Origin of the sequence: Sphingomonas sp. UYEF23 (assembly GCF_040546165.1) — a bacterium.
GTDB classification, from domain to species: domain Bacteria; phylum Pseudomonadota; class Alphaproteobacteria; order Sphingomonadales; family Sphingomonadaceae; genus Sphingomonas; species Sphingomonas glacialis.
Genome location: NZ_JBEPNG010000021.1, coordinates 1 through 4,825, shown reverse-complemented (window position 1 = coordinate 4,825; position 4,825 = coordinate 1). Strand labels below are relative to the sequence as shown.

The window sequence follows — 4,825 nt, the reverse complement described above, 5'->3', positions numbered from 1 at the left end:
AGCGACCCGTTGAAGCTCTCATTGTAGCCATTCTCCCATGGTGACCCCGGTGCAATGTAGAGCGTCTTCACGCCGATCTGGCCGAGCCATTTCTGCACAGCGTTGGCGATAAATTCGGCGCCATTGTCCGACCGTATATGCGCCGGTGGTCCTCGCGTAACGAACAGGTCGGCCAACGCCGCCAGCACGTCTTCATGTTTGAGCTGACGAGCAACGACCAACGCCAGGCACTCTCGACTGGCCTCGTCGATGATGGTCAGGATGCGGAACTTGCGACCATCATGCGTGCGGCCTTCGACGAAGTCGTACGCCCACACATGCCCCGGATATTCCGGGCGCAGCCGGATACATGATCCATCGTTGAGCCATAGCCGCCCACGCTTCGGCTGACGTTGCGGGACCTTGAGCCCCTCACGCCGCCAGATCCGCTCGACCCTTTTATGGTTCACCGACCATCCGGCATGGCACAGCAATGCCGTCATGCGGCGATAGCCATAGCGACCATATTGCTTCGCCAGCGCGATGATGTCCTCGCTCAGCGCCTGCTCATCATCCGCCCCGCGCGGCACCTTGCGCTGAGTCGATCGATGCTGGCCCAGCACCCGGCAGATCCGTCGCTCGGACACCGGAAGCTCTCGTCGCACATGATCGATGCAGCGCCGTCGCCGCGCAGGGCTCAGAAGTTTCCCCGGGCTGCCTCCTGTAAAATCAGCTTGTCCAGTGTCAGGTCCGATATCGCACGCCGGAGACGCAGATTCTCCTTCTCCAGATCCTTCATCCGCCGCGCCTGGTCGGTTTTTAAACCACCATATTCCTTACGCCAGCGGTAATAGGTCTGCTCGCTGACCGCGATCCGCCGACACGCTTCGGCAGTCGACGCACCCTGTGCCAGCACGATCTCAACTTCACGCAGCTTGCCGATAATCTCTTCCGGCTTGTGCTTCTTGAATGGCATCTGTCGTCCCTTTCGTGGTCCAGACTATCATAGTCTTTGGGCCACTCAGCGGGGGGCAGATCACTATTATCTCGTCTAACATCGATGCTCCGCTCAAAGAGCGGCAATCAGCCCGTCGGCCAAGCATCCTGCAAGGCGGCCTTCAGGCCTCGCTTACTACGTACAACGTGTCGGTACTCGACACTTAACATCAAGATCCTAGCGCAGGTGAGTAAATTTTCGGCAGCCAATCTTTTTGCGTAATTAAATCGATCAGATGTCTCAATCCACGATGGGCTTGCCAATCGGCATATATAAGATACCTGCTAAAGTACGAAGTCTGCGAATAGTACAGTTCGACATCAAGCCGCTACGGGCATGCGCTGAGCTATCATTTCGGCTGCGACCTCCGACATAGCAGCTAGTTGATCGGTAACTCGCGATGAGACGGAGCGAACGATTGTATCGATAACGCACAACGCTGCGACTGCTATGCCACTGCTGTTGACGATGGGCGAGCCAGCATAAGTGCGAATGCCTGGAGCGCCAGTAACCAATGGGTTTTTTGAAAATCGCTTGTCGGCAACAGCGTTTGACACGATGAAAATCCCAGTTTGAGAAATCGTATAATTGCAGAATGCCTGCTCGCGTGGCATGCTTAATAATTCAATGCCAAACGACGATTTAACCCACTGTGTGTCTCGGTCGATTACTGTTAATAGGCAAACCGGAAAGCCCGTAAGCTTAGCAACGTGTTTTGTGATAACATCAAATTCACGCTGTCGTTCAGCATTTGCTAAACGAGATGCTTGAACAAAATCAATCCGCTCCTTTTCATATATATGAACGGGAAATGCGCGAGTAGCTTCATCTTCAGTTATGGCAACAGCGTTATGTCGCGAATTTGATGGGTTTTTCGTGCTCGCCGTATGCCGGGGACGGTTGGCGATCGATTGCGCCGCAGCATTTACTTTTTTGAAAAATGCTTCTTGATTAAAAGTCAGGTCACTTTTTGCAATGCACGCCGCCGCGCCTGCCTCAATAAGCTTCGAGGTCAGCAAAATATTCGAAAGGGCGCGATCTGACACAATGATTTTACACGTGCTTGTCATGTCACTAAGTAGCTCAAGAAGCGCTCCGCCGTCTAAATACGGCATGCATAAATCGATTGTGACAATATCAGGTGTTAAGCGACGCACCATTTCAACGGCTGATTTTGCGTCGTTTGCAAACCCTACGACGTTAAATTCTGGCCGAGAGCTAAATGCTACTTCGAGCATTGCTTGGATAGTTCGCGAGTCATCAACGATGACGACACTTCGCTGCTTTGACGATGGTCTCATCGCTTCTCCCCTACACGCTCCCGAAGCAGCGATCGGTGAGCAAAGACCCTTCTATTTCAAAAAGGTTTCACTTTCGTTAGTCGGCAGGGTGTTGGTTCATGCGCGCGGCCCCGCTGGGGTCCGCAGACCTAGTGGATTGATTCCAACGTTTGGTGCCCTCGCTTTACGGCGGCAATGATCTCGTCGGGATCGGCGCGCCATACGAAGGGTCGGGGCTGCTGATTATGCTCCTTGATGAACCGATTGATGGCAGCCTGAAGGTCGACGACGGAGTGGAATACGCCGTTCTTCAGGCGACGACGGGTCAGCTTGGCGAAGAAGCCCTCGACCGCGTTAAGCCACGAACATGACGTCGGCACGAAGCGGAAGGTCCAGCGTGGGTGGCGATCCAGCCAGGCGCGAACTTTGGGCTGCTTATGCGTCGCGTAATTGTCGAGGATGACGTGGACGGCCTTGTCCTGCGGCAGTTCTGCCTCGATGGCATTCAGGAAGCGGATGAACTCCTGATGCCGGTGACGCTGCATGTTGCGGGCGATCACCGACCCATCAAGGACATTGAGGGCTGCGAACAGCGTCGTGGTACCGTTTCGTTTATAGTCGTGGGTCATGGTCGCGCCCCGGCCGCGCTTGAGTGGTAGCCCTGGTTGGGTGCGGTCCAACGCCTGGATCTGGCTCTTCTCGTCGACCGAAAACACGATCGCGTGCGCGGGCGGTGAGACGTAGAGCCCGACCACATCATCCAGCTTCTCGGCGAACGCCTTGTCGTTGGACAGCTTGAAACTGCGCCAGCGGTGCGGCGCCAAGCCGTGATCGTGCCAGATCTTGACCACCGAGGATGCAGCAATGCCGACCGCCTTTGCCATGGCGCGCACCGTCCAGTGCGTCGCCTCGTGGGCCGGCGGCTCCAGCGTCAGCCTCACGACCTTGTCGACCAACGTGGACCCAAGCGGCGCAATCCCGGGAGGCCGGCTCTTGTCACGCAGCAGACCTTTAACCCCTTCTGCCATGAACCGCTCCTGCCAGCGCCACACGCAGGTCTTCGACTTGCCTGTCGCTGCCATAATCGCGACCGTACCCAGGCCATCGTTGGTCAGCAGCACGATCCGCGCCCGCCACACGTGCTTCTGTCGCGATCCTCGGGCCGCCACCAGAGCCTCGAGCCGGACCCTGTCCGATGCTGTGACGACGATGCTGATCCCGCTGCGCATCCCGCATCGTCGCACACCCACATCGAACAGTGAATCCTCAACCGGACTCTTCCGTCCCGATCGATCCACTAGGTCGCTTGGCGCTTCATGATTGCGCGGTTGCGAGATCGATAGGCATCACGATCGGGTTCGTTAAGAATTCTTGTGCGGGCTGGAAGCATGAAGCCAGACGTCGCCATCCTACGCATCGCAGCGCTCATCGGCACCTGCATCAGCGTGGTCCCGGTGTCATCGGAACATCTCTCCAAGTAGCGTCGTCTGACACCGTTTTATCCGGTTGCCGGGTTACCGACGGAGAGACGATTCGAGGCGGGCACGAACGCATTCGATCGGATGTCAGTGCCCCCGTATGGCGGGCAGTTGATTATCAATCCACGCGGCAACCGCACTTAAGCGGCTGAAGCGGGTCATATCAGAAGATAAAGGTTCATGCAGCGAACTAGCCATCGTTGAATGCCGCTGGTCGTCGGCGCAGGCAAATGTATCGGGTATGCGCTGTCGCTCTCCATACCGAGCCACGTAACCTTCGCCCATTCGGTCTGCCTTGGCTTGAGCTTCCCCTTGCGAGGCGTAAAGACCAGCGAAATGCCAAGGGGTGTCACGCACTGCGCCCCAGCCAATGAGGGACTTGCCTTCCACTATAGGCATCGGACATCTGAGCTGCTGCCGGTTTCGTGGACACCGAGATAAGGTGTTTTCGGAACCGGAGGGTGTAAATGCAACGACGGAAGTTCAGCCGAGAGTTCAAGCTCGAGGCGGTGAAGCTGGTGCGGGAGCGGGGCGTGTCGGTGGCCCAGGCCGCGCGCGACCTGGACTTGCACGAGAACGTGCTGCGCAAATGGGTCCGCGAAGCGGAAGCCGATCCCCAGTCGGCATTCCCCGGAAACGGCCAGATGAAGCCGGAGCAGCAGGAGATTGAGCGGCTGCGCCGCGAGTTGGCCCGGATGAAGGCCGAACGTGACATATTAAAAAAAGCCGCGGCCTACTTTGCGAGGGACTCGATATGAAGTTCAGGTTCATCGCAAAGCATCGAGGGATCTGGCCGGTGTCGTGGATTTGCGAGGCGCTCGATGTCTCGCGCATTGGCTTCCACGCCTGGCTGGTGCGTGCGCCGAGCGCCCGGTCGCGCAGCGATGAAGAGTATGCAGGGAAGATCCGCGCCAGCTTCATCTCCAGTTACCGGACTTATGGTGCGCGTCGCGTCTGGCACGATCTCTTGGCCGAAGGCCTTTCCTGTGGCCTGCATGGATGCGGCGGTGACAAAGCAGGCCATTGGAACGCCGGCGTGGTGCTGAGCGTGGCGGAGTAAAATCCGGCCGTTGGTAAGGTTGCTTCTTTTG

Annotated in this window: 2 protein-coding genes and 2 pseudogenes; 1 reads left to right on the top strand and 3 read right to left on the bottom strand. The window is 57.2% G+C overall.

Annotated elements, in window-relative coordinates; genetic code table 11:
* From ABIB28_RS18340 to ABIB28_RS18330, 3 genes and pseudogenes are all read right to left on the bottom strand, one after another.
* A pseudogene (locus ABIB28_RS18340) lies at window positions 1-955 on the bottom strand (IS3 family transposase); the annotation flags it as partial.
* Window positions 956-1,296: 341 nt separating this feature from the next.
* The gene (locus ABIB28_RS18335) at window positions 1,297-2,277 is read right to left on the bottom strand and encodes a response regulator (protein WP_354289535.1); all 981 of its coding nucleotides are present in this window, start codon (window positions 2,275-2,277) and stop codon (window positions 1,297-1,299) included.
* A gap of 128 nt (window positions 2,278-2,405) precedes the next feature.
* Window positions 2,406-3,485, bottom strand: coding sequence for an IS630 family transposase (locus ABIB28_RS18330; RefSeq protein WP_354289534.1), 1,080 nt, complete (start codon window positions 3,483-3,485; stop codon window positions 2,406-2,408).
* A 716-nt stretch (window positions 3,486-4,201) separates the two neighbouring features.
* Between ABIB28_RS18330 and ABIB28_RS18325 the strand changes: the two are divergent.
* Window positions 4,202-4,731: pseudogene (locus ABIB28_RS18325) on the top strand (transposase); the annotation flags it as partial.
* Window positions 4,732-4,825 lie beyond the last annotated feature (94 nt).